The 4,474-nt window shown below is 63.3% G+C and carries 5 protein-coding genes; 4 read left to right on the forward strand and 1 reads right to left on the reverse strand.

The window, feature by feature from the left end; all coding sequences use genetic code 11:
- Window positions 1-193 precede the first annotated feature (193 nt).
- Complete coding sequence (locus IL54_RS07455; RefSeq protein ID WP_035219810.1) at window positions 194-1,282, reverse strand: catalase family protein; 1,089 nt, start codon at window positions 1,280-1,282, stop codon at window positions 194-196.
- Between the two features lie 155 nt (window positions 1,283-1,437).
- Here IL54_RS07455 and IL54_RS07460 point away from each other — a divergent pair, with 155 nt between their 5' ends.
- The 4 genes from IL54_RS07460 to IL54_RS07475 all read left to right on the forward strand — a co-directional run.
- Window positions 1,438-2,061: a TetR/AcrR family transcriptional regulator gene (locus IL54_RS07460; protein ID WP_037474410.1), complete on the forward strand. Its 624-nt coding sequence runs from the start codon at window positions 1,438-1,440 to the stop codon at window positions 2,059-2,061.
- A gap of 65 nt (window positions 2,062-2,126) precedes the next feature.
- Window positions 2,127-2,555, forward strand: coding sequence for an acyl-CoA thioesterase (locus IL54_RS07465; protein WP_017503239.1), 429 nt, complete (start codon window positions 2,127-2,129; stop codon window positions 2,553-2,555).
- Window positions 2,552-3,418, forward strand: a complete 867-nt coding sequence (locus IL54_RS07470; protein WP_037474413.1) for a 3-hydroxyacyl-CoA dehydrogenase — start codon at window positions 2,552-2,554, stop codon at window positions 3,416-3,418. Before IL54_RS07465 ends, IL54_RS07470 begins: the two co-directional genes overlap by 4 nt.
- Before the next feature lie 27 nt (window positions 3,419-3,445).
- Window positions 3,446-4,474 (forward strand): oleate hydratase (locus tag IL54_RS07475; RefSeq protein ID WP_037478067.1); only part of this gene is annotated, 1,029 nt, incomplete at its 3' end.

The raw sequence follows: 4,474 nt of genomic DNA on the forward strand, positions 1-4,474 counted from the left end.
TGTGCCCTTGAGGTCGGGATTATGCTTCGTCACCATCTGCTCGAGGGCGAGCTTGGCGAGCTGTGGCGCATCGCCAACCACTTCCTCGATGCGGCGGCGGATGGCCTGCAAGCGGGTTTCATCGATCTGCGGGGTTTCTTCGGTCTCGGCCATGGCTGGCCTCCTTTCGTGATTGCGTGTGACGATCGGATCGTCAGTCCGGAATGACGTCGATGCTCGCCGGCTCGACGCGCGGTTGCGCGTTCATTTCGTGGCGGTAGCGGGTGGATCGTTCATAGGCGGCGATGCGCACGCGCATGATCGAGCCGAGTGGCTGATGATCGCGGATACCGTGCCAGGGATTGAACGACAGCACATCATCGCCGTAGACGCGCCGCGCCGGCGAATAGGCCTCCTGTGGCGGGATGCGCAGGGTCGCGATCGGCTGGTGCGGCGAAAGGTCTTCCGGCCAGAGCACGGCGGCGTCCTCGACCGGCATCCTGTCGAGATCGGCACAGAGCTGAGCACGGAGCTGATACTCTGCGCCTTGCTCGCGGAAATGTTCAACCACCAGATCGCGCATGGTGGAATCCTCAACCGCGCCGACATCCTTGCCGGTCAGTGCACGGACGTTGTCGGAGAACGGCGCGGCACTGATCTTGGCGATATGGTCGCCGAAGCGGATCGCCGCCATCGAATGATAGGTTTCGCCCAGCAGATGGTTATTGTCGCGAGCGAGCCCGCGCAGCGTGGCGCCGGGCTCGACGCCGACCGCTTCGACTGCCGCCTCCACGCCGCGCGCGACCCCAGCCATCGCTCGCTGGAGAAAGGCCGGGTTCTGGGCATTCTTCTCCAGAAGGCTGATGAGCTGGCGATATTTACCGATCGTGCCGAAGCTCAAGGTCGGGATGTTGACGAGCAGGAAATCCTGGTTGTGGCCCTGGTCTTCGGGGAGAAGCCGCTCGCCATCGACACCGATCACCTTGATCGCCATGCCACGCGGCGCGGGAATGGTATCGGAGTGGATGTCGCCCGGCGCCGAAGAGAGGCGGATCACCACCGGATAGTTGGCGGGTCGGGCGAACAAGCCCTGGCGCAGATGCGAGGGCAGTTCGTGAACGATCAGTTCGCCCTTCAGGAACCCATGGCTTTTGGCATGGGCGTCGCGCACGGCGTGGCGATGACGCTCGAAGGCCCGCCGGTTGGTGGTGGCCATGATCTCGAGGATCTCGGCGGTCAGCCGCTCCTCGTCCTCGCCGAGAACCTCCACGTCCGGGGAATAGCCAATGTAGGTTTGAGCCAAGAGCGCTCCTTCACACTGAGATTTCGTTGCCCAGGAACGATTTCGGGTCGAAATCGCCGTTGATTTCGGATATCAGTTGATATCTGATCTCACTGAGAACGCGGAACCTCCGAAAAGGTTTCGCACGTCTCGCCCGTTGGTTGGAGAACGAACCCATGCCGCTTACGCGCAAGGACACGCAGCGCCAGACGCGGGACCGGCTGATCGCGGCCGCGCATTCCTCGATTATCGAGGAGGGGGTCTCTGCCATGTCGATTCGCAACATCTGCAGCGCCGCAGGGCATTCGCAGGGCGCCTTCTACTCGAACTTCGCCAGCAAGGATGATCTGCTGGTCGAGATCCTGCAAAGCCATATCCAGGACGAGGTCACACTGCTTCGCGACCTGGTCGCGCACTGCTCCGGCGACGATATCGAGGCGACGCTGCAGGTGCTGGCCGCGCGGCTCGCGAAGTTGGCCGACGAGGCACAATGGTCACTGCTCTCGATCGAATTGCAGCTCCATGCCCGGCGCGATCCGGCTTTCGCCGAGCGGCACCGGGAGGGCAAGGCGGCCTGCTATCGGATGTTCGGTGAGCTCGTCGCCGATCTGACGCAACGCTTCGCACTTCGTCCGGCCTTGCCGCCGATGCAGACCGGTATCGGTCTTTACGCGCTCTGGATGGGACTGGCGGTGCAGGGCGATGTCGAAGGCGCCATGCCGCGCGACGAGATGCTCGTCGGCTTCTTCCGCGCCATGGCAGGACTGGGTTCGTCGCATGAGGAGCAGGCGTATTCGTGAGCGGGATCGTGTCAGATCGTCGACGCATCGGCTGCGATGAGCACGGACACCCACTCGTCGGCGAGGTGGATGAGCATCGGCGCTTCCATATCCGCTTCCGCGCCCGGGACGCCGACATCGACGAACTCGGCCATGTCAACAATGCGGTCTGGGTGACCTGGATTCAGGATGTGTCGGTGGCGCATTGGCTGACGGCCGCGCGGCCGCAGGATCGCGACCGGTTCGTCGCGGTCGTGCTGCGCCATGAGGTCGACTATCGCGGCAATGTCCGGGCGGGAGACGAGGTCAGTGCGATCACCTGGGTCGTCCGAGCGCCGCGGGGTGCCCGCTATGCACGATGTGTCGAATTCCATGCCGAAGACGGCCGGACGATCGTCGCCTCGCTGACCCAATGGGCCCTGGTCGATCGGGAAACCGGCAAGCTGGCCCGCGTCCCGGTGGAGGTGGCGGCTCCGTTTCTAAGTGACGATACCGCGCAGAAGGAAATTGGATGAGCGATATCAGGAAAGTGGCGGTTCTCGGCACGGGAGTCCTCGGGAGCCAGATCGCCTTCCAGACGGCCTATAGCGGCTTCGATGTTGTCGCCTACGACATCAGCGAGGAAGCGCTCGAACAGGCGCGCGCACGGCTGGCGGCGCTCGTCGAAACCTACACGAACGAGGTGTCGGGCGCGGCTGGCGGCAAGGCGGCCGGGGCGCTCAAGCGGATCGCTCTGCTGAGCGATCTCGGCGCGGCCGTCGCGGACGCGGACCTCGTGATCGAGGCGGTTCCGGAGGTTCTTTCGATCAAGCAGGCGCTCTACGAGAAACTGGCGGGGCTCGCGCCGGACAGGACGATCTTCGCCACCAATAGCTCGACCCTGCTGCCGAGCGACCTGAAGGCTTACACCGGCCGACCGGACTGGTTTCTGGCGCTGCACTTCGCCAACAGCATCTGGAAGTTCAACACCGCCGAGGTGATGGGCACGGACGACACCGATCCGGCCGTGTTCGATGCCCTGATCGCCTTCGCCTCCGCCATCGGCATGGTGCCGATCCCGGTGCGCAAGGAGAAAGCGGGTTACGTCCTCAATTCGCTTTTGGTGCCGCTCCTGAACGCGGCCGCCGATCTGGCGGCCGGCGGCTATGCCGAGCCGGAAGATGTCGACAAGGTCTGGCGGATCGCCACCGGCGCGCCGATGGGGCCGTTCCAGATCTACGACATCATCGGATTGAACACCCCCTACAACATCCTCTCGCATGGCGACGAGCATGCTCAGTCGCTCGCCGCCTGGCTGAAGGAAAACTACATCGACAAGGGCAGGCTCGGCATCGCCTCGGGCGAAGGCTTCTACAGCTACAAGCCCTCCGCAGACTGATCCCAACAAGAAGAACAGGAGTTCGCCATGCACTATAGCAGCGGAAACTATGAAGCCTTCGTGCGTCCCCGCAAGCCCGAGGGCGCCGACAAGAAGACGGCTTGGTTTGTCGGTTCGGGGCTGGCGGGGCTTGCCGGCGCGGCCTTCCTGATCCGCGACGGCGGCGTTTCCGGCGACCGCATCACCATCCTTGAAGAGCTGGAAATCCCTGGTGGCGCGCTCGATGGTCTGGACGTGCCCGAAAAGGGCTTCGTCATTCGCGGCGGCCGCGAAATGGAAGAACATTTCGAGTGCCTGTGGGACCTTTATCGCTCGATCCCCTCGCTGGAGATCGAGGACGCCAGCGTGCTCGACGAGTTCTACCGGCTCAACAAGGACGATCCCAACTTTTCGCTCCAGCGCACGACGCAGAACCAGGGCCAGGACGTGCCCGACAAAGCGCTGTTGACGCTAAACGACAAGGCCCAGAAGGACCTGCTCTCGGTCTTCCTCGCGACGCGCGAGGAGATGGAGAACAAGCGTATCAACGAGGTCTTCGGCGAAGACTTCCTCAAAAGCAATTTCTGGCTCTACTGGCGCACCATGTTCGCCTTCGAGGAATGGCATTCCGCGCTGGAGATGAAGCTCTACCTGCACCGCTTCATCCATCATATCGGCAGTCTCGCCGACTTCTCCTCGCTCAAGTTCAACCGCTATAACCAGTATGAATCGATGGTCCTGCCGCTGGTGAAGTGGCTGACCGATCACGGCGTCACGTTCCGCTACGGCGTCGAGGTCACCGATGTCGATTTCGACATCCAGCCCGGCCGCAAGCAAGCGACCCGCATTCACTGGAAAGAGCGCGGCGTCGAAGGCGGCGTCGATCTCGGGCCAGACGATCTCGTCTTCATCACGATCGGCTCGCTGACCGAGAATTCCGACAATGGCGACCACAGGACGCCGGCGAAGCTCAATGAAGGACCGGCGCCGGCCTGGGACCTGTGGCGCCGCATCGCCGCGAAGGATCCGGCCTTCGGCCGCCCGGACGTATTCGGCGCCCATATCCCGGAGACGAAA

The sequence above is a fragment of the Sphingobium sp. ba1 genome (assembly GCF_000743655.1).
In the GTDB taxonomy this organism is placed as follows: Bacteria; Pseudomonadota; Alphaproteobacteria; order Sphingomonadales; family Sphingomonadaceae; genus Sphingobium.